This is a genomic window from Streptomyces sp. x-80 (assembly GCF_046549095.1).
GTDB lineage: Bacteria > Actinomycetota > Actinomycetes > Streptomycetales > Streptomycetaceae > Streptomyces > Streptomyces celluloflavus.
On sequence record NZ_JAJPWM010000006.1, the window covers coordinates 280299 to 304253 of the forward strand.

Consider the following 23955-nt stretch of genomic DNA (forward strand, 5'->3'; position numbering starts at 1 on the left):
TCGCGGATCCGGGCGGATGGTGGAGGATCGGAGGGCGCGACCGGATGGGCGCGGCGAATCGGGAGGTCGACGGTGTCGGTGGAGGTCACCTGGTGGGGACATGCCACCGTGACGGTCGAGGACTCCGGGGTACGGGTGCTGACCGACCCGCTGTTCACCCGTCGGCTGGCGCATCTGCGGCGCCGGCGGGGCGCGCTGCCGCCGCCGGAGGCCGCGCGGGCCGACCTCGTGCTCGTCTCCCATCTGCACGCCGACCATCTGCACCCCGCCTCGCTGGCCCGGCTCGCGCCCGGGACGCGGCTGGTGGTGCCGCGCGGGGCGGCGGACGCCGTGCCGGGGCTGCGCCGGGTGGCCGGGGCCCGGCGGCTGCGGGTGACCGAGGTGCGGCCGGGCGACGAGGTCGCGGCGGGTGCCGTGACCGTACGGGCGGTGCACGCGGCGCACGACGGGCGGCGGCTGCCGTACGGGCCGCAGCGGGTCCCCGCGCTCGGCTATGTGATCCACGGCGCGGCGCGGACGTACTTCGCGGGTGACACCGGGCTCTTCGACGGGATGGCCGACGAGGTCGGACCGTGCGAGACGGCGCTGCTGCCGGTGGGCGGCTGGGGGCCGTTCCTCGGGCCCGGCCATCTCGACGCCAGCCGGGCCGCCGAGGCGGCGGCCCGGCTGGCACCGGCCTGCGCCGTCCCGGTGCACTACGGCACGTACTGGCCGATCGGCATGGCCGCCGTACGGCCGGCCGAATTCCACGCTCCCGGGCGGGAGTTCGAGCGCCGGCTGGCCCTCCTCGTGCCGACGATGACGGTCTACCGGCTCGGGCACGGCGAGTCCGTTCGGCCGGTGGTCGCGCGATGACGCTCGCCGGCGAGCTGATGGTGAGCGTGCCACCGGAGTCGACGCAGCAGGCGGTGGGCTATCCGTCGCTCTTTCTGCTGGTCGTCCTGGGGTCATTGGTACCGGTGGTGCCAACGGGAGCGGTGGTCAGCTCGGCCGCGGTGGTGGCCTTCCACCACACGTCGCCGTTCGCCCTGCTGATCGTCTTCGCGGTCGCGTCGTTCGCGGCGCTCCTCGGCGATCTGGGGCTGTACTGGCTCGGACAGCGCGGCGTGCGCTCCCGGGGCGGCTCGCGCTGGCTGGAGCGGCTGCGCACGCATGCCGCGCCGGAGCGGCTGGCGCAGGCACAGCACAAACTGCGGGAGCACGGGGTCCTGGTGCTGGTGCTGTCGCGGCTGGTGCCGGCCGGCCGCATCCCGGTCATGCTCGCGTGTCTGCTCTCGAAGATGCCGCTGCGCCGGTTCGTCCACGGCGATATTCCGGCCTGCCTGGCCTGGGCGGCGACGTACCAGCTCGTCGGGCTGCTGGGCGGCTCGCTGTTCCGTGAACCGTGGCAGGGGGTGGTCGCGGCGCTCGCCCTGACCGTGCTGATCAGCGTGGCCCCCGCCCTCTGGCGACGCCTCCGGCCGGCGGGCCGCGACGACAGCGGCGGCGAGCACGTGTAGCGCGGGCACGGGGCCGGACCCCCGCCCCCGGCGCGCCGGCTGCCCGGCTGCCCCGCTCAGTCCTCGCCGAGCACGCGGGACGCGCCGACCGGCAGATCCCAGAGGTCCGCGCGGGGACGGCCGGTGGCGGCCCAGGCGGCGCGGACTCGGTGCAGTGGTTCCAGGGGCGGTTCGGCGGAGAGCAGGAACGTCGACCAGTGCATCGGGACCAGGACCCGGGCGCCGAGGTCCTGGCAGGCCCGGACGGCCTCCTCGGGGTCGGTGTGCACCGGCCGCAGCATCCAGCGCGGGTCGTACGCGCCGATGGGCAGCAGCGCCAGGTCGATACCGGGGTAGCGGTGGCCGATCTCCTCGAACCAGTGGCCGTAGCCGGTGTCCCCGGCGAAGTGGATCCGCCGCCCGCCGGGCGCGGTGAGCACCCAGCCGCCCCACAGGGAGCGGCAGGTGTCGGTCAGCGTCCGTTTGCTCCAGTGGTGGGCCGGGACGAAGTCGAAACGTACCGGGCCCGCGGGGCCGGGCAGTTCGGCCGCCTCCCACCAGTCGAGCTCGGTGACCTCGGTGAAGCCGCGGCGGCGGGCCCAGGGGGCGAGGCCGGCGGGGAGGAAGAGAGGCGTGTGCCGGGGCAGCCGTCTGAGGGTGGGGGCGTCCAGGTGGTCGTAGTGGTTGTGGCTGATGACGACGGCGTCGACCGGCGGGAGGTCCTCCCAGCGGACGCCGACCGGGGTGACCCGGGCGGGCGTGCCGAGGATCTTGCGGGACCAGACCGGGTCCGTCAGTACGGTCAGACCGCCGGTCCGGATCACCCAGCTGGCGTGCCCGGCCCAGGTGAGGGCGACGGCCGTGGTGCCGGCGGCCGGCAGCGGGCCGGGTTCGAAGGGGAGCTGCGGGATCTCCCGGAGCGCCTCGGGGGCCGGGCGCAGTTTGCCGTCCCGGGCGATCCTGGCCAGTGCGCGGACGCCGGGCAGCGGCGCGGTCAGCCGGTCCGTGAAGTCCCGCGGCCAGCTGCGGGTCTCCCCCAGGGGGCGCGGTTCGGGGAGTGGCGGCGGGGCGGGCCGCGGCTCCACCAGGCCGTCGGGGGCGAGGGGGTCCGCGGGGACGGTGGCGGCGGGCGGATTCGGGGAGCTCCCCGGGGCCGCGGCGCCGTCGAGGACCTCCAGGGCGGCGCCGTCGCCGGCGGCCGCCGCGTCCGGCGACGGCGCCGCCACGCTCATGGCCACGACGCCGCTCCCGCCGACCAGCTGCCCCACCCGATCCGCCTGACCCGCCTGACCCGCCTGACTCATCCGGTCCAGCTGCTCCAACTGGTTCACCTGGCCGGGCTGATCCGGCTCGCCCGGCCGGTCCGCGGCCGGCCCACCGCTCCCCCCGCCCTCCCCGCCGCTCGGCCCGGTGCCATGGCCCGGCCCGGCGTACGGGAGCCGCTCGGCGGCGGAGGGCTCGGCGAGAGAGCGTTCGGTGCGGGAGCGCTCGGTCTGTTCGGTCATCGAGGGGCTCCATTCGGTGGACAGAACCGGGATTCGGGGACAGACCCGGGGCGGGCGCGGAGCGGTTCCGGGACGGGTCGGGGCGGGTTCCGTCCGGCCGGCGGACGTACCCGGGCGGGCACGAGGGGCGGCGGGCGACCGACGACGGGCGGGGCGCGACGGGCAACGGGCAACGGACGGCGGACGGCGGGCAGCGGGCAGCGGGCAGCGGGCAACGGGCAACGGGCAACGGACGGCGGACGGCGGACGGCGGGCAGCGGGCAGCGGATCAGCCACCCCCCGCCGGCTCCGTGAGCACGGCCAGCTCACGCGAGAGCGTGGTCAGCGCCTCCCTGACATGCGGGAGGGCGAGCGGGTCGGGGGCGTCCAGGACGCGTTGACGCAACTGGGTGCCGGCGCCGAGCAGCGCCTCGGCGCCCAGCCGTACCCGCAGGGCGCCCGGATCGTCGCCGAAGCGGTGCCCGCCGCGCGCGGACCAGGGCGCCAACTCCCGTTCCAGCGCGGCCGATTCGGTGATACCGCGGGCCGCGAGGGGCCGGCGCAGCGGGTCGAGGTCGGCGTAGAGGTGGCTGCCGGAGTGCGGCGGGCGGCAGACCGCGCCGGCCGCCGTGAGGGTGTGGTGCAGCGCCGCGGCGAGCGTGCCGTACACCCGGGCCGCGGTGGCGGTCCTGGCGCGGACGGACGCGGGTTCGCCGAGTGCGTGGGTGACGGCGCAGGCGACCGGTCCGGCGAGCGGGGTGCGCAGGGCGGCGAGCGCGGCCAGCGTCGCGGCGCGGAGCGTGGCGCCGCGGTCGGTGGCCGGGAAGCGGGCGAGCGCGACGGGCCAGGAGGCGGGGACCAGCGCGGCCCGCAGGTCGGTGAGGACCACGACCTCCGCCGGCAGTATCTCGGCGGGGCTGAGCAGCACCGTGTCGTGCGGATCGTGCAGCAGATCGCGGCGCGATTCGTCGCTGATGACCCAGAGCCCCTCCCCCGCCGCCGCCTCGCAGACCTCGTGCAGCTGCTCGGGCGGCGGGCAGGTGCCGGTCGGGTCGTCGGCGACGGACAGCACGAGCACCTGCGGGCTCTCGCCGTGCAGCCGGGCCCGGCGGACGGTCTCCAGCAGGGCGAACGGGTCGGGCACGCCGCCGGATTCGGCCGGTACCGGCACGCGGTGCACCGGCAGTCCGAGCAGGTGGGCGGGGGGCGCGTACTCCTCGGCGCAGGGGCGCGGGAGCAGGACGGCGCCGTCGGCCGCGGCGTACAGGGCCAGGAGGAGGGCGGCCGCCCCGGGGGCGGCGAGTACCCGGTCCGCGGCGGTGAACAGACCGCGGCGTTCCCAGTAGCCGCAGGCGGCGGAGCGCAGCGGCGGTCCGCCGCCCGGGGGTTCCGGCGCGGTGCGGCCGGCGGCCGCGGCGAGGCGGGCGGCGAGGTCCGGGAGGACCGGCAGGCCCGCCGGCGACCCCGGCCCCGGCTCCGGCTCCCGCTGCGGGTCCGGTGCGGTCCGCTGCATCCGTACCTCCACACGCCACGTCGGCAGGTCGATGGTGGGCCCATCACATGATTGACGGCCTCGACCACCTTGGCAGATCACGGGGGTGGCGGCGGGGGACGACACGTCAGGCGGGGCTGGCGGTGGGGGCCCGGCACGCCGCGGCGGGGCACGGTCGGGCCGTACGGCGCAGCCGCTCGCTCACCTGTACGAGGCCGGGCGGGCCCGCCCGGGGGCCGTACCGCCCGCGCGTTAGGGTCGGGCGACGGTTCATGTGCCTCGGAGGTCGAATGCCCAGCACCATCGACGGTGGCGGCGGCACCGGCCGCCCGCTGCTCCAGCTGCGGAGGATCAGCCGCACGTACGGCGAGCGGCGGGCGCTGCTCCCGCTGGACCTGGATGTCCGGGCGGGCACCTGCACCGCCCTGTTCGGGCACAACGGCTCCGGCAAGTCCACCCTGCTGCGGATCGCCAGTGGCCGGGACGAACCGACCGGCGGCACCGCGCTGTTCGACGGCAGGAAGATCGACGAGGACGATCCCGAGGTACGGGCCCGGGTCGCGGTCGTCGGCGACACCGTCGCCTGCTACCCGGACCTGACGGTCCGCGAGCACCTCGAACTGATCACGGTGGCGCACGCCGTGGACGACGCGGACGCCTGGATCGACCAGGTGCTGGCCGACCGCCGCCTCACCGACCACGCGAGCGCGCTGCCCGCCTCGCTCTCCTCCGGGCAGTTGCAGTCCCTGCTGCTCGCCGCCGCCCTGGTCCGGCCGCGCGACCTGCTCGTACTGGACGAGCCCGAGCAGCGGCTGGATCCCGACTCCCGGCGCCGGCTGGCCGAGTTGCTGATCGGCGAGAAGAAGGACGGCGTCGCGGTGCTGATCGCCACCCATCAGGCCGAGCTCGCCGAGGCGGTGGCCGACCGGATGGTGGCCCTGGAGGACGGCGCGGTGATCGCGGCCGGACCGCCCGCCGCGGTGCTCGCCCGGCTCGGCGGGCGCGGATGAGCCAGGCGCCGCCCCTGGTGGCCGACGAACCGGTCTGGACGGCCGCGGACGACGACCGCACCCCCGAGACGCTGCGCTGGCTGCGCACCAGGCGCCGCCGGCACCGCCGGCAGCGCCACCGCGATCTGGCCGTCGTCCTCTACACCGTGCTGCTGCTCGCCGCCGGGTACGGCACCACGTTCGCCTACCGCTTCGCCCAGCATCTCCACCACGACGCGCTGCACGGGGACACGGGCGTCGCGATCGGCCGCGCGCTCCCGGGCGGTCTGGTCTTCCTCGCCCTCGGTCTGGCCCTGCTCGCCGCGCGGGACGCGCTGTGGCGCGGCCCGGTCGTCGTGCCGGGGCCGGACGCGGCGTGGCTGCTGGACCAGCCGGTCGACCGGGGCCGGGTGCTGCGCCCGTGGTTCCGGCTGACGGCCGGGCTCGCGCTGCTCGCCGGGGTGTTGGCCGCGGTGGCCGGGGCGCTGCTGCTGCGCGTCACCGGACTGTCGCCGCTGGGCGCCGCCCTCGCCGGGTGGCTGCCCGCGGGCAGTTGTCTGCCGCTGCTGGCCGTGGCGCTCGCGACGCAGGTCGAGAGCAGGCCCCGGCTCGCCCGCCGGGTACGGGCGCTGACGCCGTACGGGGTGCTGCTGCTGATGGCGCTGGCCGGTCAGACGGCTTGGGCGTGGACCGGGCACCGGCTCCCCGTGGTGGAGCAGGTCGAACTGTGGTCCGGGCCGTGGGGCTGGGCCGCACAGCCGGTCGTCCACGCCGCGGGCGGCTCCGCGCCCGGCCGCCTCGCCGCGCTCGTCCTGCTGGTGGCCGTCACCGCCGGTGCGCTGGTGGCCGCGTACCGCAGGGTCCCGGCGGTCCGCAACGCGCAGTTGCGGACCCGCGCGGCGACCGCGGCGACCGTCTCCTCGGTGCTCTGGTCGGTGGAACTGCGGGCCGCGAAGCTGGCGGTGTCCGAGGCGCTGGGCGACCGCGGTGCCGGGGTCCGGCGGCGGCTGCCGATGCCGCGCAGCAGGTATCTGGTGGTGGTGTGGCGGGACGCGGTGGCCCTGCTGCGCGCGCCGGGCCGGGTCGGCGGTGCCGCGCTGTGGACGGTGGTCGCCGCCGCGGTGGCCGCGCTCGGTGTCCGGGCCGATGGCGCGGCGCGGACAGTCGCGGTGGTCGTGGCGCTGGTGCTCGGCTATGTGGCGGTCGGCGCGCTGGCCGAACCGGCCCGGCTGGAGGGGGACGATCTGCGGCGCTCGGCGTGGTCGCCGTTCCGCTTCGCGACGCTGATGGTGCAGCACGCGATCGTGCCCGCGGCGCTGGGCGCGGTGCTGGCGCTGCTCGCGGCCGTGCCGTTCGCGCTCCGCGGCGGAGCGTGGGCGCTGCTGGTGATGCCGCTGTGCGCGGTGCCGTTCGCGGCGGCGGCGGTGCTGTCGGCGGTGCGCGGCCCGGTGCGGACGGAGCTGCTGTTCCTGGGCGTCCCGACGCCCGTCGGCGACCCCGGCTTCCTCGTCTTCCTGCTCTGGTACGTACTGGCCCCGCTGATCTCGGTCAGCACGCTCGGGATCGCGGTCGGCTCGCTCCTCGCGCACGGCTTCGCGGCCGGTTCGGTGGCCACGTTCGCGCTGACGTCGGTGCTGCTGACGGCCGTTCTGCTGGGTCTCGCGTACCGCCGGGCCGCCGGACTGCGCGGCCGCTGACCGCCGGGCGGGCGCCGCCGCGTGGGCGCCCGCCCGGTGGAACGCGCCGGATCAGCCCCGCCCGTCCACGCGCTCCGGGGCGGGCGCCTCGTAGTGGTACACCTCGACCACTTCGCCCGTTCCCCATTCCTGGCGCGCGGTGGCGCGGCGGAGCCAGCCCAGCCGTTCGTAGAGGGCGATGGCCGCGGTGTCGGTGGTCTTCACCTCCAGGAGGGGCCGCAGACCGCGCGCCGCCGCCTCCTGTTCGACACCGCGCAGCAGCCGGCCGCCGAGCCCCCGGCCGCGGGCGGCGGGGCCGACGTAGAGCCGGCTGACCTCGCGTCCGCACAGCGTCACATGTCCGACGACCGCGCCGTCCGCCTCCGCGACCCAGGCGGCGGTCAGGCCGTCGGGGGTCAGCCAGCGCGCCGGGTCGGCCGGCCAGTGGTGCGGATAGCCGCTGTGGGTGTGCACCTCGGCCAGGACGGCCACACACGCGTCGAGGTCACTGTCGTTCCGTCGCCTGATCATCCGGGCATGGAACCACAGCGACCCAGGAGTGGGCGCCCGGTTTTCCCGGCCCCCGGAGGGGCCTTGGCGGGGGCCCGGCAGAACGTCCCGCGGGGCCGAGCGGGCCCGCTGCCCTTGGGCTCCCGCGCCCTCAGCGCGCCGCGCCCCGCCCCTTCCCGGACCCGCGCGGTTCCCGGTCCCGGTCGCCCGCGGCCCACAGGGAGCGCACATGTCCCAGGTGGCGGGCCACACACCGCTCCGCCTTCCGGGCCTCGCCCGCCACCATGAGGTCGAGGAGTTCGAGGTGTTCCTCGGCCGACGGGATCAGCCGGTCGCTCTCGTCCAGCGCGGTCAGGCCGTACAGGCGGGAGCGCTTGCGCAGTTCGCCGACGGTCTCGACCAGCCGCTCGTTGCCGGCGAGCGCGAGCAGGGAGAGGTGGAACCGGCGGTCGGCCTCCAGATAGCCGATGAGGTCGTGTTCGCGGGCGGCGCGCACGATCTCCTCGGCCACCGGACGCAGCGCCTCCAGATCCGCCCGGGACGCGGTGCGGGTGATCCGACCGGTCATGGGGACCTCGATCAGGGTGCGGATCTCGGTGTACTGGTCGAGATCGCGCTCGGTCACCTCGGTGACCCGGAAGCCCTTGTTGCGGACCGGCTCCACCAGGCCCTCGCGGGCGAGGTCGAGCATCGCCTCGCGCACCGGTGTCGCGGAGATGCCGAAGTCGTCGGCGAGGACGGGCGCCGAGTAGACCTCGCCGGGGCGGAGTTCGCCGGAGATCAGGGCGGCGCGCAGGGCGTGGGCGACCTGGTCGCGCAGCCGCTCCCTGGTGGTGATGAGGTTGCGCTGCTTGAGGTGACCCATGATGGTGTTCCCTTCGTGCCCCGTGCCCCGTGCCCGAGCGAGCCACCAGCGTACGATGTCACGTTTTTCACCAGGGCCTCCGGGAACGCCGGGACGTTCCGCGGCAGGGCGGACGCCGACCGGGGTGATGGGGCAACTCCCGTGCTGTGGCGCCCCGTTCGGCAAGGCGTCACTGCCCCGTGTGGGCTCCCGGTCACCGCGCGGACGGCCGGCTCCGCACGATCCGAGGCCGCCGAGGGGTTGTCAGTGCCATTTCACATTACTACGTTACGCATCACATGGTGGCACCCCCGACACGGTGAAGTGCCGCCATCCGCACGACAGTTGAGATGCCGAAGCACCCAAGCACCGCCCGCACCGCTACGCACGGCACGTCTCATGCCCCCACACCAGGAGTCCTCCGTGGTCCTGTCGAGAACCCTGCACAGATCCCTGCTCACCGCCGGGACGGCGTTACTGCTCTGTGTGACCGCCGTCCCGGCCGGGCACGCGGCCGCCCCCACGCCGTCCGGGGCGGCCCGCCCCGCCGCGGCCGCCCCAGCCACCGCCGGTCCCGCCGAGGACCGCGCGCCGCGCCCCGCCGACCGGGTCGACCACCTGGCGCGCGCCCCGAAGCCCGCCGCCCGCACGGTCCCGGCACCTGGCGGCCTCACCGACGGCCGCGTCCCCGGTCCGCGCACCCCCCGGAAGCGGACCACGGCCCCCGCGCCGCGCATCACCCTCGGCACGGTCACCGTCCCCTGCACCCTCGACGGCGTCACCGGCCTCGCCCCCGACGAGTTCGCCGACTTCCTCGCCGACCCGGCCGTCACCGCCGACGACTGCCTGCGCTCCCTGATCTGGAACTGGGACCAGCGACTGGCGCCCGTGATGTCGCGGGACCACATCCAGGCCGTCGCGCACCGCGTCAGCAGCCTCGCCGCCGCCCACGACGGCCGTAACGGCAGCCATCTGCTGGAGATGTTCACCTATCTCCACGCCGTCGCCTACCAAGCCTTCTCGCACAGCGAGGTCGACCTCGCCGACCCGCCGACGCTGGCCGCCGTACGCCGCGCCATCGACGACTTCGGCTCCGCGGCCCGCAGCTTCGACGCGACCCGCAGCAACGCCGAGACCCTGCGCGAGGCCCTCGACGCGGGCTCCGCGGCCGGCCTGCGCCAGTACCAGCTGCCGCTGGTCGAGAAGGTCCTGGCGACCATGGACGCCGACCACCCGGACACCGCCCGGGACGCCTCCTGGGGCGGTGCCGCGCTCGCCGCGCTGACCCTCAACTACCTGGGCGTCTACCCCGGCAACCAGGACGCCGCCTTCCGGTCGGCGGTCACCGCCGATCCCTCCTACCGCGCCGTCTTCCGGTCCTTCGCCGACCACATCCACCTCAAGGACACGGACAACGCCTGGGTGGTACGTGACGCGCTCGGCGAATACGGCCGCATCGGCCAGATCGACGCGCTCCGCGCCGAAATCGTCGCCGCCCTCGGCCCCCTCCTGGACACCACGGCCCGCAACTTCGGGGACGACAGCGCACCGTGGGCGAAGGTCGCCACCTGGCTGAACGAGTTCGGCGCCTGTGCGCAGTACCACGTGTGCAAGGCGGACATCGAGCAGCGCCTCTTCCCGTACACCTACGCGTACGACAAGGACGGCATCGCCGTACGCACCGCCCTCGACCGCGCCACCGTCGATCAGCTCTACTACGCGAGCAAGCAGGTCAAGGCGCAGTTCCACCGGGTGCTCGGCACCGAACAGCCGCTGGCCGGTGACCCCAACACCACCCTGCACATCGTGCTGTACGCCTCCCGCGCCGACTACGAGAACTTCCATCCGCTGCTGACCGGTATGGACACCAACAACGGCGGCATCTACATCGAGCAGGGCGCCACCTTCTACACCTACCAGCGCCGCGTCCCGCAGGACTCCACCCTGACGCTGGAGGAACTCTTCCGCCACGAGTACACGCACTACCTCAACGGCCGCTGGGCGGTGCCCGGTTCGTTCGGCGAGGGCCCCTGGTACGAGGGTGACCGGACCACGGCGATGGACGAGGGCACCGCGGAGTTCTTCGACGGCGCCACCCGCGGCGACGGCATCAAGGTCCGCAAGTCCCTGGTCCAGGGCGTCATCCGGGACACGGCGGGCGGCGGACCGCGGATGAGCGTGGACCAGCTGCTGCACGCCCGGTACGACGCGGACGGCTTCCGTTTCTACGACTACGCGGGCACCTTCTTCGAGTTCCTGTGGACCGAACGCCCCGCCCTGCTCTCGGAGATGTACGGCCGGCTGCGCGCCGACGACCCGGCGGGCTTCGACGCCTGGCGCGACCGGCTCGGCAAGGACACCGGCCTCCAGCGCGCCTACGACACCTTCCTGGACGCGCAGATAGCGCAGGTCGACGACCTCTACGTGCCCAACACCGCCTACACGCCCCTCGGCGAGCTGCGCGACGCCTCGGCCGACGAGGTCCGCTCGTCCTTCACCGCGACGACCGGCATCGCCCCCGACTGCGCGGCCACCCCCGCGACGGAGCGCCGGCGGTTCGTCTGCACCGGCCGGATCACCGCGGAGCTGAGCGACGCCACCAGCCCCGACCGCGTCTTCCAGGACATGTCCCGGACCGTCGACTCCGGCATCCTCGAACGCGCCGCGAAGGGTGACAACAACCTGACCGATATGAACTGCTCCTTCACCACCGCGCAGATCGCCTCCGACGGAGGCACGGGCACCTCGGACTACCGCTGCGAGGGCCCGCTCCGGGGCTGAGCCCGGACCGCGGCACCCACCGCCGGCCCCGGACGGCCCTGCCGCCGTCCGGGGCCGCGCCGTGCCCCGACCGGATCGCCGCCACCGGGTTGCTCGCATCTTGAGACGCCACTCTCATGATGCAAGATGCAGGCGTAGCGTGTGGCCTGCCACACCGAAGGACGTCCGCCGTACGGTCCGTGCGGACGGCCGACCGGCGGCAGGAGGAGCCCGGCGGGCCCTCCCGGCCGCCCCCGACGCATGTGAAGGAGCCGGCCATGCCGCAGGAGTCCGCCGTCTACACACACGGCCACCACGAGTCCGTACTGCGCTCGCACACCTGGCGCACCGCCGCCAACTCGGCGGGATATCTGCTGACTTCGCTCCGGCCGGACATGCGGATCCTGGACATCGGCTGCGGACCCGGCACCATCACCGCCGACCTGGCCGCGCTGGTGCCGGACGGCGAGGTCACCGGCCTGGAGTACGCACCGGAGGTCCTGGCGCAGGCGCGCGACGCGGCCACCGCGCGCGGGGTGGCGAACGTCCACTTCACGGTCGGGGACGTCCACGCGCTGGACTTCCCGGACGATGCGTTCGACGTCGTGCACGCCCACCAGGTCCTGCAACACGTCGGCGACCCCGTCCAGGCGCTGCGCGAGATGCGCCGTGTCACCGAGCCGGGCGGCATCGTCGCGGTCCGCGATGCGGACTACTCGGCCATGACCTGGTATCCGGCGGTCGACGGGCTGGCCGGCTGGCAGGACCTGTATCTGCGGGTGGCCCGCGCCAACGGCGGTGAGCCGGACGCCGGACGCCGGCTGCACGCCTGGGCGCGCCAGGCCGGTTTCGACCCGGCCGGGATCACCGCCACCGCGGGCACCTGGTGCTACCACACCCCGCAGGAGCGGTCCTGGTGGAGCGAGTTGTGGGCGGACCGCACCGTCGCCTCGGCATTCGCCCGGACCGCGGTGGACGGCGGCCACGCCACCCCGGAGGAGCTGGCCCGGATCGGCCGGGCGTGGCGGGAGTGGGGCGCCCAGGAGGACGGCTGGTTCACCGTCCTGCACGGCGAGATCCTCTGCCGCGCCTGACGAGGGCCCGTACCCGTGCCCGCCCCCACGGCGGCACCGGTGCCGCCACCGGCGTCGGCACCGGTGGCGGCCATCGTCACGGCTGCTGCCGTCCGTCTCCGGGGTGCTCCGGGATGCGGCGCCAGTACTGCTGCTTCTTCTCCTCCCGGACCACGATCCCCAGCTTGGCCAGTTCGTCCCGCTGTTGTTCGGCGTCCGCCGTGCGGTCCTTCTTCAGCGCGTGCGCGCGCGCTTTGAGGAGCACCTGCGCGGCGGCCGGCAGGCCGGGCAGACCGTCCACCCAGCGCCGGTAGGCATCCGCGTGCGGGTCACCGTCCGCTCGCCAGGGATACCCGTGCGCCCGTAGCGCGGCCGCGAACGCCTCGGGGTCGAAGTCGCCGCCGATCCGGGCCACTTCCTCGGTACGGTGACCGAGCAGCACCAGCTTCTTGCCGTCCAGGAACACCGCGTCGACCGCCGCCCGCGGCACGGTCCGGGTGCGCCCGGCGTGGGTGACGGTCAGCAGGCCGGGGGCGACGGTGGCGGTCACGTAGTCGAACTCGGCGTAGCACGCGATCAGCACCCCGAGGACGGCCCCGAGCACCGGGAACCCGATGGCGGCGTACGGTTCGGGAATCGACGCGACGAGCCGGACCGGCCCCTGCCACGGCACCCAGGACAGCGACGCCAGCCACCCCACCGCCATCTTGAGCAGCCAGCCCACGCCCGCCCCCAGCAGCGGGAAGCCGGTCCACACGAGGACGCGCTCACGCGTGGACGGCGCGATGGGGGTGGCGTCCTTCGCCGCTGGGTTCTCGGCTGACATGGTTCTGCCTTCCTGGTCATGGAGGGGGGCGTGGGCGCCGGAGAGGTGGCGTGCGCCCGGGGCGGTGCGGGGCGGGACGAACGGACCGAGGCTCAGCACCGGCGCGTCCGCCGCCCCACCAGCCAGTCGATGATCTGCCGTAGTTCGGCGGTGTGCGCCGCCGGGTCGAAGTCCGGTTCCCCGGCCGCGGTGCAGCCGGCCTCGATCAGCCGCTGGATCCACCCGGCGACGCGGTCCGGGGCGAAGCGCAGCGGCCGGCCCTCATCGGCCAGCCGCACCAGCAGCGTGGTGAGGGTGGTGCGGCTCCGCTCGTCGTCGAGGGCGAGCATCCGGGCGAACTCCGCGTCCCGGTTGGCCTGGAACACGGCCGCGGCCGCGAGTCCGGACACGAGCGGATCGGCGAGATCGGCGAGCAGATGGTCCACCAGGAGGTCGAGACCCGCTCCGGGCCGCGCGGCCAGCGCCTGTGCGCAGATCTCGGCGTTACGCGGCAGGTCGTCGGCGAACAGGGCGTGGAAGAGGTCGCGTTTGGCGGGAAAGTAGTGGAAGAGCGTGCCGGAGCCGATGCCCGCGCGACGGCAGATCTCCGCGGTGGAGGTGCCGTCCACACCATGGGCGGCGAACTGCTCGGCGGCGGCTCGCAGGATCCGGGCCCGCTTGCGGGCGTGCTGTTCGGGATTGACGGTACGCATCGCGGTCAATAGTAGAGCACACACTCCATTAATCCTCCGGGTGCTCCGCACACCCGCCGCGGACGCACGCCAGGCGCGCCACGGGGGTGTGGCGGACGCGCCGCCGGAGTGCGCCGGCCGGGCACCCCAAACCACCTGGTGCACAAGGGACTTCGGGTTCATTAGGCTTGCCCCATGGACATTCTGGGGACCTCATTGCGGGTGTGCGTCAGTGATCTCGATGCGGCGGTCGGTGTCTACGAGCGGCTGACGGGCGCCGAGGCCGTCCGCTTCCGGCGCGGCAACGTCGCGGTCGCGGCCGTCGGGTGCTTCTTTCTGATGAGTGGTCCCGAAGCGGAGCTGTCGGTGCTGCGGAAGATCGCCGCGACGCTCGCCGTCAAGGACGTGGACGAGGCGGTGGCCGATCTGACGGCGGTCGGCGCGGACATCATCGCGGGCCCCCTGCCGACCCCGATCGGCCGCAATCTGGTGGCCCGGCATCCGGACGGCTCGATCTTCGAGTACGTCGACCGCAAGCCGGGCGGATAGACGGCGTGCCGCGCCGTCCGGCCCCTCGCCGAGGCGGCCGGACGGCGGTGGGCGGGACGCGGCCCGTGGTCAGGACACGTCGAGGACGATCTTGCCGCGGGTCCGGCCGCCCTGGCTGAGCCGGAACGCCTCGGCCGCCTCGGACAGCGGGAACGTCGCGTGGACCGGCACGGTGAGCCGGCCGGCCTCCGCCAGCTCGCCGAGCGCCGTCAGGCCGGCGGTGTCGGGGCGCACCCACACCAGGTGGCCGCCCGCCGCCTTGACCGCGTCGTCGGCGATGGACGCCATCCGGGTGCGGTCCTTCAGCAGCCGCTGCGAGACGTCCACCACGCCGCCGACGAAGTCCAGCGCCACGTCCACGCCCTCCGGCGCCAGCGCCCGTACCCGGTCGGCGAGGCCGTCGCCGTAGGTGACCGGCTCGGCGCCCAGGGACCGCAGGTAGTCGTGGTTGCGCTCGCTCGCCGTGCCGATGACGCGCAGGCCCCGGGCCACCGCGACCTGTACGGCGAACGAGCCGACGCCGCCCGCGGCGGCATGCACCAGGGCCGTCTCGCCCGCCCTGCCGCCGACCCGCTGGAGCGTCTGGTAGGCGGTGAGCCCGGCGAGCGGCAGTCCCGCCGCCTGCTGCCAGCTGAGCGCGGCCGGTTTGCGGGCCAGCGTCCGCACCGGCGCGGCGACCAGCTCGGCGAAGGTGCCGTGCTCGACCTCGTCCTTGCGGACGTAGCCGATGACCTCGTCGCCGGGCCGGTACTCGGTGGCGTCCGCGCCGACCGCCTCGACCACGCCCGCCACGTCCCAGCCGGGAATGAGCGGAAAGTGGACGTACATCATCGGGTCCAGATAGCCCGCGACGATCTTCCAGTCCACGGGATTGACGCCGGCCGCCCGGACCCGGATCAGCACCGAGTCGGGACCCACCTTCGGGTCGGGCCGGTCGGTGTGGACGAGGACCTCCGGGCCGCCGTAACCATGGGTGACAATTGCTTTCATGACCGGCCGTAACGAGTACCGGTCCCGCTTGATTCCGCCGCCCCGGGCAAGCGCACCCGGATGGCGTACCCGGGCCCGCGCACCGTGGGGCGGGCCCGTCACACCGGCCGCATCCGGAACTCGTAGCGCTCCGGCAGCGGATGCTCGGCACGGGCCCTGGCGCGCACCTCGTCGGTGACCGGCCCGGCGCCGGCCACCAGGCGTTCGGCGATGGCGTACCAGGTGTCGCTGACCGTCTCGTCGCCCTCCCGCAGATCGGCGATCTCGAAACCGGTGTCGAAGATCTCGCGCGCCCGGTCCGCCGCCCCCTGGGCGAGCAGCACCTGGGCCGTCAGCAGCCGGAACCGGCCGGCGGTCAGCTCGGCCGGGCGCAGCCGCGCCAGCAGCCGCGCGGCCTCCTCGCTCCGGCCGGCCGCGAGCAGCGCGGGAACCGCCTCCCGGGCGAGCGCGGGCAGCACCCCCCGCCCGGTGCGGGCGGCCGGGCCGGACGCGGCGGTCTCGTCCGACGGGCCGGTCCCGGCCGAGCGGTGCGCGCAGTCGAACGCCTCCGCGTACCGGTCGGCGGCGCGGGCCGTCTCGCCCGCCTCGGCCTCGGCGGCGGCCAGGCAGTACCGCGGCTGCCATCCGGCGCCGTGCGCCAGGGCCCGTTCCCAGCTGCGGACGGCCTGTGCGCGGTCGCCCGCGTACCACTGGGCGAGGCCGAGGTGGTAGTCGGTGGCCGGGCCCGGCCGGGCGGACTCCAGCAGTTCGCGCCAGGCCGGTGCGACCGGCGCCGGGCCGGGCAGCGGGCCCGTGGCCGGCAGGTCGCCGGTCCGCAGCAGGGTCAGCCAGGGCTGCTGGGCCTCGCCCAGGGTCGCCGCGTCGAAGGGGGTACCGGGCAGGTCGAGGCCCGCGCGGGCGACCTCCAGTGCGCCCCAGCCGGAGCCGGTGGCCAGGTGCGCCTTCGGTTCGAGATCGGCGTACGGGCGCCAGGCGGCGTACGCGGCGTCCACGTCCGCGCGCGGCAGCGCCGCTTCGAGACGGGCCGCGACCTCGCCGCGGGCCGCGCCCCAGTCGTCGCCGTGCACCGTCGCGGGGTCGGCGGCCAGCGGCCCGTACGCCTCCAGCCAGGCGAACTCGGCGCCGCCGTCCAGCGGTACGTGCTCCAGCTGGGTGCGGGCGAGGCCCGCCTGGATCTCGGCGTAGCCGTCGGTGCCCGGTTCGGTCAGCCACTGCTGCCAGCGGCGGCCGGCCCGCGCCGCGCCCCAGAGGAAGAGCTTGCGTCCGCGCAGGGTGTCGGTGGAGGTCTGGATCAGGCCGCGGCCGTCGGCGTCGAGGGAGGTGACCCAGCGGCGGGCGCCGTCGGGGATCTCGTAGAAGTAGTCGGCGGGGTGCGTGCTGCGCAGCGGATAGCTGCGGTCGGCGCCGTCGGAGCCGGGGACCGGGACGCGGCGCAGGGTGCGTGCGTAGCCGAAGTGCCAGGCCGTGTCGGCGGGGGCCAGGACGCGGCTGTCCGCCTGTTCGGGGACGGCGATGTTGGACCACCAGTAGACCGGGGCGGTGTGGTGGTGCGGGTTGCGGACGCGGACGCCGACGTAGAGGAAGTCGGCGCCGTCCGGCAGCCACAGGTCCACCTGGAAGGGCAGATCGCGCAGCCGCTCCCACTCCCACAGGCGGAGCATCTCGCCGCCGTCCGGCGCCGGGACCCGGGCGGCGTGCAGCGGGGCGCAGGAGAGGGTGGTGTGGCCGGTGGCGCCGATGTTCCATTCGATGCCGCCGGAGAACCAGGCGCCGTTGAGGGCGAACGCCGCGGGCTGCATCACGGGGTTGCGGTAGAGCAGTTCACGGTCGGTGGGCTTGTGGTACAGCGAGTACACCCGGCCGCCGAGGCCGGGCAGAACGGTGGCGCGCAGCCGGTCGTTCTCGATGACGATCGCGTCGAGGTCGGTGGCGCGGCGGCGGCGCCCGTAGCCGTCGCGCAGCGGGGTGGGCAGCAGCGAGCGCAGCGGCTGATAGCCGAGCTGGCGGGCCATGTCGGGGGGCAGGCCGGTGTCCTCGGGGATCTCGACGCGGTGCGGATCTCCGGCGCCGCGCAGGGCGGGCAGGGGGTTGTCCGGGCCGATGGGGGCGGCGGGAAGGGTCAGGGTGGTATGTCGCACACTCGTGGCCACGGCTGCCTCGCAGGGTTGGACCGGGCCGCCCCGGCTGCGGCGGCCTCCTGTTGACCATGGAACAACGTCATCGCCGCTCTGCACAGGGCCTCTTGCCGACGAGGCGGGTCAGGGTTGCGCAAAGAGGCCGTCGAGAAGGCCGGCGGGGAGTACGGCGCCGGCACCTTCGGGCGCGCACCGGACCACGGCCGGGACCGGGGCGGAGCCCGGGGAGAAGGCCGGGCCCGGACTGCCGGGAACCGTGCCGCCCGGTCCCGGCACGGACACCGTGCGGATCAGCCGGCGGGCTCGGTGAGGACGAGCCGGTTGCCGAACGGGTCGAGGAGGGTGAGCGAGGTACCGTCCGCGTCCCGCTCCAGTCCGGGCCGGAGGAACGGATAGTCCTTGCCGGTCAGTTCGGCGTGCAGGGCGGATACCCCGCGCACCTCCGCGAAGACCGCGGAACCGGGCGTCGCGTCGCCGTGGTGCTCGGACAGATGCAGGACCAGTCCGCCGCGCGAGACCTGGGTGTAGAGCGGCATCCGGGGCTCGTGGCGATGCTCCCAGTCGACGGCGCAGCCGAGGTACCCGAGGTAGAACTCATGGGCCTTGGCCACGTCGAAGATGCGGAAGATCGGTACGGTACGGCGGAATTCGATGTCCATGGGGTCACTCTGCACCCCGGCCGGGCCGGCGGTCACCGTGCCCCGTCCGGCGGGAGCATCTCGCTGGTGATCGCCCAGCGCTCGTGGTCGCGCCAGGCGTCGTCGATGAAGAGGAAGTCCGGTGAGAACCCCTCCAGCCGGAATCCGGCGCGTTTGACGAGCGCGATCGACAGGACGTTGGCCGGCTGGATGTTGACCTCCATCCGGTGCAGCCCCAACTCCTCGAAGGCATGGTGCAGTACGAGCCGCAGCCCCTCGCCCATCAGACCGCGCCCGGCGGCGTGGGCGAAGGCGCCGTAGCCGATCGCCCCGCACCGGAAGGCGCCGTGCACGATGTTGTTGATGGTGAGGTAGCCCGCGATCCGGCCGCTGTCGTGCGCACAGATCAGGAAGCCCTCGCGCGGCGGCTCCTGAAGCCTGCGCAGATAGGTGTCGTACGCGCCGTCGGAGTCCGGCGGGTAGAGCCAGGGGTGGTGCAGTTCCGCGCTCTCGCGGGCCCGTGCGGTGAACTCGTCCCGGTCGGCGGCGGTGAAGTGCCGGATGCCCACCCGCGGGCCCCGTGCGAGGTAGTGATCATCGGTCATCGGCAGATCGTACGGAGCGGTGGCCGCGTCGGGCCAGGCCGAGGCGGGTGCCGGTGCTCCGGGCCGCGCGGACGGCGGAACGGGCCGCTCACCGCCACGCGGCGGGATCGGTGCCCCAGCGGCCCGGTGGGGTCGCCCAGGTGGCCGGGCCGCCGTCGAAGGAGACCGGCGGCAGGGCGTGGCGCAGCCGTCCGACCGGGCTGTCGGTGTCCCGGAGGTAGCGCGCGGCGTCGTAGCGCGCGGCGGCCGGATCCGCCGGGCCGTCCGCCCGCCCGTCGCCGGCCGGGCCGTGTACCAGCCACCGGGCGGTACGGGCCAGCGCGAGGGTGGCGAGGGACGAACCGCCGGTGCGGGCCTGCTCGGTCAGCGCCCGCAGCACCGCCGCGGCCAGCAGATAGCCCGTGCCGTGGTCGAGCGCCTGGGCGGGCAGCGCGCCGGGGGTCCCGTCCTCGTCCGCTTCGACGGCGGCGATCCCGGTGGCCACCTGCACCAGACTGTCGAAGCCGCGCCGGCCGCCCCACGGCCCGTCGTCGCCCCAGGCGGAGAGGCGGGCGACGACCAGCCCCGGGCGACGGGCGGCGAGCGCCTCGGGCGTCAGACCGAAGCGGTCCAGGGCGCCCGGCCGGTAGCCGGTGACCACGGCGTCCGCGCCGGTCAGCAGCTCCTCGAAGGTGGCCCGGCCGGCCCGCGCGCCGAGGTCGAGCACGGTGGAGCGCTTGCCGAATCCGGTGTCGCTGTGCGCGTCCTGGCTCTCCGGCAGCTGTGGTGCGTCGATCCGCAGCACATCGGCGCCGAGCAGCGCGAGCGTACGGGTGGCGACCGGTCCGGCGATCACCCGGGTCAGATCCAGGACGCGCAGCCCCGCGGCGGGCAGCACGGGACCGCCGGCGAGCGCCGGCAGCGGGCGCGGGGGCGCGCCGGTGCCCAGCGGCTCCAGCGTGAGCAGCGGATGGGCGGCCACCGCGGCGCCCTGCGGGTGCGCGGCCCACTCCTCGGGGGTGCGGGCGGCGACGGCCAGCCCGCCCGCCGCGTACACCGTCTCCTGGACCTCCTCGGCCCGGCGGCCGGCCAGTTCGGCCGCCACCTCCGCCACACCGGCGGTCGCCGGCAGGCCGAGCGCGGTCAGCAGCCGGGCGCGGTGGTGCGGGTAGTTGGCGTGGGTCCGCAGCCAGCCGTCGGCGGTGCGCCAGAAGCGGGAGAGCGGCGCGAACGTCGAGGGTGCCCGGCCGTCGATCCGCATATGGCGCTCGCTGACGAAGGCGGTGGCCACCGCGCCGTCGTCGACCCGTACGGCGGGCACCGGCCGGCCGGTCCGCCGGGCGGCGAGTTCGGCGGCGGCGAGTGCGCAGACGGCGACCGTGGAGCGGGCCAGCGCCAGCACCGGGAGCCGGGCCGGGAGCAGACCGGGCGGTCCGCCGTAGGAGATCCGCCGGGTGAGATCCGGGTCGCCGCCGAGTGCCGCCCAGGCCAGTTCCGTACCGGTGTCATGTCGTTGCCCCATACACCCAGTGTGGCACCGCGTGCCGCCGGGGCAACTTCGGGGGGCGGTGCGAGCACCGCGGAAGCCGCGCACCGGTCGCCCGCGGGGTACGGTGCCGCACCGCCGCCCGGCCGGCGGTGTCACCCGGCGGCCGGCACCGCGTTACACAGCGCACCGCCAGAAGTAAAGGCCCCGTAAGGACACGCCGGCAGAGAGTTCCGAACATGGCCGATTACGAGCGAAGTTGGCCGGACTGCGCGTAGACGATCCCGGCACACCGGGCATGAAGTGGAGATCAGCGCGTCGCACACGCGCGCGTCCCCGTCCACTCCCCTCCTACACGTGAGCACCTCAGGCCCTTGCCCGGGAGGCAAGCCATGACCGAAACCGTTTCCTTCCCGCAGGACCGCACCTGTCCCTACCACCCGCCGTCCGCCTATCAGTCGCTGCGCACAGAGGGTCCGCTGGCGCGGGTCACCTTCTACGACGGCCGCTCGGCCTGGCTGGTGACCGGCCACGCCGAGGCACGGGCCCTGATGTCCGACCCGCGACTGTCCTCCGACCGGCTGAACCCGGCGTTCCCGATCACGATCGAACGCGCCGCGCAGATCCGCCGGACCAGGACACCGCTGCTCGGTGTGGACGACCCCGAGCACAACACCCAGCGCCGGATGCTGATACCCGGCTTCACCGTCAAGCGGACCGCCGCGATGCGGCCGCAGATCCAGCGGATCGTCGACGGCCTCATCGACCGGATGCTCGCCCAGGGCCCGCCCGCCGAGCTAGTCTCCGCCTTCGCGCTGCCGGTGCCGTCCATGGTGATCTGCCTGCTGCTCGGCGTACCGTACGCCGACCACGAGTTCTTCGAGGAGCAGTCGCGCCGCATGCTCCGCAGCGGTTCGGCCGAGGAGTTCGAGGACGCCCGCGAGCAGTTGGAGAACTACCTCGCCGAGCTGATCTCCGGCAAGGAGCGGAAGCCCGGCGAGGGACTGCTGGACGATCTGATCGACGACCAGCTGCGGACGGGCACCCTCACCCGCGAGGACCTGGTCACCTTTGCCCTGATCCTGCTGATCGCCGGGCACGAGACCACCTCCAACATGATCTCGCTCGGCACCTTCACCCTGCTCGAACACCCGGACCAGCTCGCGCAGTTGCGGGCCGACGAGAGCCTGATGCCGGCCGCGGTCGAGGAGCTGCTGCGGTTCCTGTCCATCGCCGACGGCATGGTGCGGGTGGCGACGGAGGACATCGAGGTCGGCGGGCGGACCATCAGGGCCGACGACGGCGTCGTGTTCGCCAACTCCACGATCAACCGTGACGGCACGGCCTACGCGTCACCCGACGACCTGGACTGGCACCGTTCCGCCCGCCATCACGTGGCGTTCGGTTTCGGCATTCACCAGTGCCTGGGGCAGAACCTCGCCCGCGCCGAGATGGAGATCGCACTGCGCTCGCTCTTCGCCAGGATCCCGGATCTGCGGCTCGCCGTGCCGGCCGCGGAAATTCCCTTCAAGCCGGGCGACACATTGCAGGGAATGATCGAACTGCCGCTGGCCTGGTAGCACCATGGGGGCAGCCAAGAAGAAAGGGGTCCGACATGCGGATCGAGATCGACCCGGACATCTGTATCGGCGCCGGCCAGTGCGTACTGACCGCGCCGGGGGTGTTCACCCAGGACGACGAGGGCTACAGCATGCTGCTGCCCGGCCGTGAGGACGGCGCGGGCGACCCGCTCGTACGGGAGGCCGCCCGCGCCTGCCCCGTCGGGGCCATCACGATCACGGACGGCTGACGGCCCGCCGCGCGCCCCCGGCGGACGCCACGGCCGGCGCACGGTCCCCGGCCGGCCCGCGTCCGGCGGATACCACCACTGACCCACCCCTACTGAAGCCACCCATCCGCTACCGCAACACCCCTTGGGCGACGGGAAGTTCGAGGACCCCGGTGTCCTCGGGCGCGCTGGTGACCGTCACCGGTTTCGTGCCGCGATTGCCCGCATAGGCGGTGTCGCTCGCGGCGATCACCAGCCGCAGACGGTGCCCCGGCTCGTACCGGTGCACGATGCCCGGGAGCTGCACGGTGAACTTCCGGGTCACATCGGGCACCCGGGCCGGGGCGACCAGCCGGTGCACCAGCGTCTTCCCGCCGTCCGGTGCGATGTCGTACAACTTTGCGAAGAGCACCAGCTTGTCGGCGGCGTCCGAGGAGTTCTGCACCCGCTCGGCCGCCGGCGAGACCACCTTGAGGGTCACCTCGGGCGCACCCACCACGTCCACCGGACCGCCCGCGACCGGTGCGGAGGTCCAGTCCAGATACGTGCCCCCGATGTCGTACGGTACGGGGTCCGGCAGGCCGAGCATCCCGGCCAGCGAGGTTTCCGAATGGCTGGTGGCCAGCGCCCAGTTGCGGTACGTGCGGCTGCCGCGCACGACCTGCTCCCGACGGGCCACGAGCGTGCCGTCGCCGGAGAGGTAGAGCCGGCTGCGGGTCGCGGGGACGGTGGACGCGGTGGCGTAGACGGGCCCCTCGGTGACCCAGTCCCGGTAGTACGCGAAGGCCGGGCCGGTGTCGGTCGCCGTCCGGTGGCGCAGATAGCGGTCGAACCATGCGAGGATCCGCCGGCCGACGTAGCTGGTGTCCAGGTTCTCCCGGGCCAGGTCGAGTTCGCCCTCGGGCGGGTTCTTGATGCCGCCGCTGTGGCCCCAGGACTGCCAGATCATCTTGGCCGTGGTGCCCTGCGCGGTCAGCGTCCGGTAGGTGGCGGTGGCCTCGTTGAGGTTGAAGAGACTGTCGTTCTGGCCCTGGACGAGCAGCGTCGGCGCCTTGACGGAGGACAGATGGCCGACCGGGGAGACGCTGCGGACGTAGCGGACCATCGCCGCGGTCCCCTCGGCCGGGTACCTCCCGGAATCCAGCAGCCGCTTGGTGTCGCAGGCCGGTGCGACGAAGTGCAGGCAGCCCGCCGCGCCGATCCGTGACACATCGAGGTTCGGATGGACCAGCCCCTGCGCCTCGCCGATCAGGAAGAACCCGCCGGTCCACTGGTACTTGTACGCGCCGGGCACCGGCCCGCTGACGCCCCGCGTACGGCCGGCGTTGTTCGGGTCGAGGGAGTAGGAGAGGTCGTTCCAGGTGACCAGCGGGACCAGCGCGTCCACGCGGTGGTCGACGGCGGCGGTGGCCAGCTGGATCGCCCCGCCGTAGGACCCGCCGATCATGCCGACCCGCGGATCGTTCCGGCCGTCCTTGGTGACGTAGTCGATCCGGGTGCCGTTGTCGGCGGCCGTGGTGCCGGCCAGGAAGTCGATCAGCCGGCTCGCGGCCTTGCCGTCGATCCGGGGGTCGTCCAGGGAGATCGGGCAGCCGGTCTTGCCGAAGCCGAGCCCGGAGTAGGCCAGGGCGACATAGCCGCGGCCGGCGAACGCCTTGGCGATGGCGTCGGTGGAGCCGTCCGCCTTGCTGCCGCCGAAACCGTTGGTGGTCAGCACGGCGGGCGCCGGGTGCGCGGCGTCCACTCCGTGCGGACGGTAGAGGTCCGCGTCCACGGCGCAGTCGCGGTCACCGGCCCGTACGGTCACCCTCAGCGGGGTGACGGTGTACGGACCCGCGGCGGTCGCGGGGGCGGCCGGGGCGAGGGAGGCGGCGAGGGCGGTACCGGCCAGCAGGGCGAGGGAGATACGGAGCACGGGACGGGACGCGGCTCGGGGCGCGCTGGGCACGAAGACCTCCAGAAGGAAATGTCGTACCACACA

Annotated in this window: 21 protein-coding genes; 9 read left to right on the forward strand and 12 right to left on the reverse strand. The window is 74.5% G+C overall.

Going from position 1 to position 23955, the window contains the following annotated elements:
- The first annotated feature begins 72 nt into the window (after positions 1–72).
- Together ACLJWH_RS14260 and ACLJWH_RS14265 are read left to right on the forward strand one after the other, a co-directional pair.
- Positions 73–855 (forward strand): MBL fold metallo-hydrolase, encoded by a 783-nt coding sequence (locus ACLJWH_RS14260; RefSeq protein WP_411142031.1) that lies wholly within the window; start codon positions 73–75, stop codon positions 853–855.
- Positions 852–1499, forward strand: a complete 648-nt coding sequence (locus ACLJWH_RS14265) for a DedA family protein (protein ID WP_411142032.1) — start codon at positions 852–854, stop codon at positions 1497–1499. Before ACLJWH_RS14260 ends, ACLJWH_RS14265 begins: the two co-directional genes overlap by 4 nt.
- A 56-nt stretch (positions 1500–1555) precedes the next feature.
- On the opposite strand, the gene ACLJWH_RS14270 is transcribed toward ACLJWH_RS14265, so the two are convergent.
- On the reverse strand, positions 1556–2710 hold the full coding sequence (locus ACLJWH_RS14270) for an MBL fold metallo-hydrolase (protein WP_411142215.1): 1155 nt from the start codon (positions 2708–2710) through the stop codon (positions 1556–1558).
- Positions 2711–3251: 541 nt separating this feature from the next.
- On the reverse strand, positions 3252–4475 hold the full coding sequence (locus tag ACLJWH_RS14275) for an aminotransferase class I/II-fold pyridoxal phosphate-dependent enzyme (protein WP_411142033.1): 1224 nt from the start codon (positions 4473–4475) through the stop codon (positions 3252–3254).
- A 269-nt stretch (positions 4476–4744) separates the two neighbouring features.
- Between ACLJWH_RS14275 and ACLJWH_RS14280 the strand changes: the two genes are divergently transcribed.
- Positions 4745–5464 (forward strand): ABC transporter ATP-binding protein, encoded by a 720-nt coding sequence (locus tag ACLJWH_RS14280; protein ID WP_411142035.1) that lies wholly within the window; start codon positions 4745–4747, stop codon positions 5462–5464.
- Entirely contained in the window at positions 5461–7140 is a 1680-nt protein-coding gene (locus ACLJWH_RS14285) for a DUF6297 family protein (RefSeq protein ID WP_411142037.1), read from the forward strand. The genes ACLJWH_RS14280 and ACLJWH_RS14285 overlap by 4 nt, the downstream gene beginning before the upstream one ends.
- Positions 7141–7191: 51 nt before the next feature.
- Here ACLJWH_RS14285 and ACLJWH_RS14290 read toward each other — a convergent pair whose 3' ends face one another.
- Both ACLJWH_RS14290 and ACLJWH_RS14295 read right to left on the reverse strand, forming a co-directional pair.
- Entirely contained in the window at positions 7192–7650 is a 459-nt protein-coding gene (locus tag ACLJWH_RS14290) for a GNAT family N-acetyltransferase (protein WP_411142038.1), read from the reverse strand.
- Positions 7651–7780: 130 nt separating this feature from the next.
- Positions 7781–8494 carry a GntR family transcriptional regulator gene (locus ACLJWH_RS14295; protein WP_411142039.1) on the reverse strand — a complete coding sequence of 238 codons (714 nt, stop codon included), beginning with the start codon at positions 8492–8494 and terminating at the stop codon, positions 7781–7783.
- 402 nt (positions 8495–8896) lie between these two features.
- Between ACLJWH_RS14295 and ACLJWH_RS14300 the strand changes: the two genes are divergently transcribed.
- Positions 8897–11254 (forward strand): collagenase, encoded by a 2358-nt coding sequence (locus tag ACLJWH_RS14300; RefSeq protein WP_411142040.1) that lies wholly within the window; start codon positions 8897–8899, stop codon positions 11252–11254.
- 257 nt (positions 11255–11511) lie between these two features.
- The gene (locus tag ACLJWH_RS14305) at positions 11512–12327 is read left to right on the forward strand and encodes a class I SAM-dependent methyltransferase (protein WP_411142041.1); all 816 of its coding nucleotides are present in this window, start codon (positions 11512–11514) and stop codon (positions 12325–12327) included.
- 76 nt (positions 12328–12403) lie between these two features.
- Here the strand turns inward: ACLJWH_RS14305 and ACLJWH_RS14310 are convergent, their stop codons facing one another.
- Complete coding sequence (locus tag ACLJWH_RS14310) at positions 12404–13132, reverse strand: hypothetical protein (RefSeq protein ID WP_411142042.1); 729 nt, start codon at positions 13130–13132, stop codon at positions 12404–12406.
- A 92-nt stretch (positions 13133–13224) separates the two neighbouring features.
- Positions 13225–13824 (reverse strand): TetR/AcrR family transcriptional regulator, encoded by a 600-nt coding sequence (locus tag ACLJWH_RS14315; RefSeq protein WP_411142043.1) that lies wholly within the window; start codon positions 13822–13824, stop codon positions 13225–13227.
- Positions 13825–13998: 174 nt separating this feature from the next.
- Between ACLJWH_RS14315 and ACLJWH_RS14320 the strand changes: the two genes are divergently transcribed.
- Positions 13999–14352, forward strand: a complete 354-nt coding sequence (locus ACLJWH_RS14320; protein ID WP_411142044.1) for a VOC family protein — start codon at positions 13999–14001, stop codon at positions 14350–14352.
- 69 nt (positions 14353–14421) lie between these two features.
- Here ACLJWH_RS14320 and ACLJWH_RS14325 read toward each other — a convergent pair whose 3' ends face one another.
- The 5 genes from ACLJWH_RS14325 to ACLJWH_RS14345 form a co-directional block, all read right to left on the reverse strand.
- On the reverse strand, positions 14422–15342 hold the full coding sequence (locus ACLJWH_RS14325) for an NADP-dependent oxidoreductase (RefSeq protein WP_411142045.1): 921 nt from the start codon (positions 15340–15342) through the stop codon (positions 14422–14424).
- Between the two features lie 98 nt (positions 15343–15440).
- Positions 15441–17492, reverse strand: a complete 2052-nt coding sequence (locus tag ACLJWH_RS14330) for a DUF5107 domain-containing protein (RefSeq protein WP_411142046.1) — start codon at positions 17490–17492, stop codon at positions 15441–15443.
- Between the two features lie 275 nt (positions 17493–17767).
- Positions 17768–18136: a glyoxalase superfamily protein gene (locus ACLJWH_RS14335; RefSeq protein WP_411142047.1), complete on the reverse strand. Its 369-nt coding sequence runs from the start codon at positions 18134–18136 to the stop codon at positions 17768–17770.
- Between the two features lie 32 nt (positions 18137–18168).
- Complete coding sequence (locus ACLJWH_RS14340) at positions 18169–18720, reverse strand: GNAT family N-acetyltransferase (protein ID WP_411142048.1); 552 nt, start codon at positions 18718–18720, stop codon at positions 18169–18171.
- 88 nt (positions 18721–18808) lie between these two features.
- Positions 18809–20221, reverse strand: coding sequence for a CoA transferase (locus tag ACLJWH_RS14345; RefSeq protein ID WP_411142049.1), 1413 nt, complete (start codon positions 20219–20221; stop codon positions 18809–18811).
- A gap of 356 nt (positions 20222–20577) precedes the next feature.
- Between ACLJWH_RS14345 and ACLJWH_RS14350 the strand changes: the two genes are divergently transcribed.
- Together ACLJWH_RS14350 and ACLJWH_RS14355 are read left to right on the forward strand one after the other, a co-directional pair.
- The gene (locus ACLJWH_RS14350) at positions 20578–21765 is read left to right on the forward strand and encodes a cytochrome P450 (RefSeq protein ID WP_411142050.1); all 1188 of its coding nucleotides are present in this window, start codon (positions 20578–20580) and stop codon (positions 21763–21765) included.
- Positions 21766–21800: 35 nt separating this feature from the next.
- Positions 21801–21995 carry a ferredoxin gene (locus tag ACLJWH_RS14355; RefSeq protein WP_052858286.1) on the forward strand — a complete coding sequence of 65 codons (195 nt, stop codon included), beginning with the start codon at positions 21801–21803 and terminating at the stop codon, positions 21993–21995.
- Between the two features lie 109 nt (positions 21996–22104).
- Here ACLJWH_RS14355 and ACLJWH_RS14360 read toward each other — a convergent pair whose 3' ends face one another.
- Positions 22105–23922: a CocE/NonD family hydrolase gene (locus tag ACLJWH_RS14360; RefSeq protein WP_411142051.1), complete on the reverse strand. Its 1818-nt coding sequence runs from the start codon at positions 23920–23922 to the stop codon at positions 22105–22107.
- Positions 23923–23955 lie beyond the last annotated feature (33 nt).

Excerpts from the sequence above, each read along its gene's own strand:
- ACLJWH_RS14280 (WP_411142035.1), top strand. The coding sequence starts at position 4,745 with ATGCCCAGCACCATCGACGGTGGCGGCGGCACCGGCCGCCCGCTGCTC.
- ACLJWH_RS14290 (WP_411142038.1), bottom strand. The coding sequence starts at position 7,650 with ATGATCAGGCGACGGAACGACAGTGACCTCGACGCGTGTGTGGCCGTC.
- ACLJWH_RS14320 (WP_411142044.1), top strand. The coding sequence starts at position 13,999 with ATGGACATTCTGGGGACCTCATTGCGGGTGTGCGTCAGTGATCTCGAT.
- ACLJWH_RS14325 (WP_411142045.1), bottom strand. The coding sequence starts at position 15,342 with ATGAAAGCAATTGTCACCCATGGTTACGGCGGCCCGGAGGTCCTCGTC.
- ACLJWH_RS14310 (WP_411142042.1), bottom strand. The coding sequence starts at position 13,132 with ATGTCAGCCGAGAACCCAGCGGCGAAGGACGCCACCCCCATCGCGCCG.
- ACLJWH_RS14350 (WP_411142050.1), top strand. The coding sequence starts at position 20,578 with ATGACCGAAACCGTTTCCTTCCCGCAGGACCGCACCTGTCCCTACCAC.
- ACLJWH_RS14340 (WP_411142048.1), bottom strand. The coding sequence starts at position 18,720 with ATGACCGATGATCACTACCTCGCACGGGGCCCGCGGGTGGGCATCCGG.
- ACLJWH_RS14315 (WP_411142043.1), bottom strand. The coding sequence starts at position 13,824 with ATGCGTACCGTCAATCCCGAACAGCACGCCCGCAAGCGGGCCCGGATC.
- ACLJWH_RS14345 (WP_411142049.1), bottom strand. The coding sequence starts at position 20,221 with ATGGGGCAACGACATGACACCGGTACGGAACTGGCCTGGGCGGCACTC.
- ACLJWH_RS14295 (WP_411142039.1), bottom strand. The coding sequence starts at position 8,494 with ATGGGTCACCTCAAGCAGCGCAACCTCATCACCACCAGGGAGCGGCTG.
- ACLJWH_RS14275 (WP_411142033.1), bottom strand. The coding sequence starts at position 4,475 with ATGCAGCGGACCGCACCGGACCCGCAGCGGGAGCCGGAGCCGGGGCCG.
- ACLJWH_RS14335 (WP_411142047.1), bottom strand. The coding sequence starts at position 18,136 with ATGGACATCGAATTCCGCCGTACCGTACCGATCTTCCGCATCTTCGAC.
- ACLJWH_RS14265 (WP_411142032.1), top strand. The coding sequence starts at position 852 with ATGACGCTCGCCGGCGAGCTGATGGTGAGCGTGCCACCGGAGTCGACG.
- ACLJWH_RS14305 (WP_411142041.1), top strand. The coding sequence starts at position 11,512 with ATGCCGCAGGAGTCCGCCGTCTACACACACGGCCACCACGAGTCCGTA.
- ACLJWH_RS14285 (WP_411142037.1), top strand. The coding sequence starts at position 5,461 with ATGAGCCAGGCGCCGCCCCTGGTGGCCGACGAACCGGTCTGGACGGCC.
- ACLJWH_RS14270 (WP_411142215.1), bottom strand. The coding sequence starts at position 2,710 with ATGAGCGTGGCGGCGCCGTCGCCGGACGCGGCGGCCGCCGGCGACGGC.
- ACLJWH_RS14355 (WP_052858286.1), top strand. The coding sequence starts at position 21,801 with ATGCGGATCGAGATCGACCCGGACATCTGTATCGGCGCCGGCCAGTGC.